The sequence below is a fragment of the Alistipes sp. DJF_B185 genome, from assembly GCF_964250025.1.
Lineage (GTDB): Bacteria > Bacteroidota > Bacteroidia > Bacteroidales > Rikenellaceae > Alistipes > Alistipes finegoldii.
The window spans coordinates 1-540 of sequence record NZ_CAXUDY010000105.1; the positions used below are offsets into that span (position 1 = coordinate 1).

The following is a 540-nucleotide window of genomic DNA, read 5'->3' on the forward strand; positions in this document are numbered from 1 at the left end:
GCCGCTTCGATCCGTCATACGCAGCATATTATCCAGTGTCTCGATGCGGGTGCCGATGTGGCGACATGCCCCCTTGCGGCAATCGAAGGGCTGCTCAGACATCCGCTGACGGACAGCGGGCTGGAGAAGTTCCTCGCAGACCATGCACGCCTGAATGCCTGACGGGTCACCGGCAGCGATAAAACGGCAACGCCCCGATTCGAACATCCGAATCGGGGCGTTGTGGCAATCATTTCTTTTCCAAAAGCCGCTGGAAGGCGGGAGAAGGCTTAAATGCAGGAATGTCGTGTGCCGGAATTTTGATCGTCGTATTCTTCGTAATGTTACGCGCCGTCTTTTCTTTGCGATGCTTAATCAGGAACGTACCAAAACCGCGGAGGAAAACGTTTTCCTTGCGGATCTGTGCGGCTCGCACCTCTTCCATGAAACCTTCCACGACGGCTAAAACGGTCACGGCTTCGACGCCCGTTTCCTGGGCGAGTTGCTTTACGATATCTGCTTTGGTCATTTTTGTAAGTTTTTGTCCGACAAAGATAAACA

1 protein-coding gene and 1 pseudogene are annotated in these 540 nt (G+C 53.3%); one reads left to right on the top strand and one right to left on the bottom strand.

Annotated features, from left to right (window positions below):
• A pseudogene (locus tag ACESTR_RS16445) lies at positions 1 to 162 on the top strand (fructose-6-phosphate aldolase); the annotation flags it as partial.
• A gap of 67 nt (positions 163 to 229) precedes the next feature.
• Here ACESTR_RS16445 and ACESTR_RS16450 read toward each other — a convergent pair.
• On the bottom strand, positions 230 to 508 hold the full coding sequence (locus ACESTR_RS16450; RefSeq protein ID WP_009596283.1) for an HU family DNA-binding protein: 279 nt from the start codon (positions 506 to 508) through the stop codon (positions 230 to 232).
• Positions 509 to 540: the final 32 nt, after the last annotated feature.

What these genes read in the sequence shown, in the direction of transcription:
- ACESTR_RS16450 (WP_009596283.1), bottom strand. Translation starts at nt 508, where the DNA reads ATGACCAAAGCAGATATCGTAAAGCAACTCGCCCAGGAAACGGGCGTC.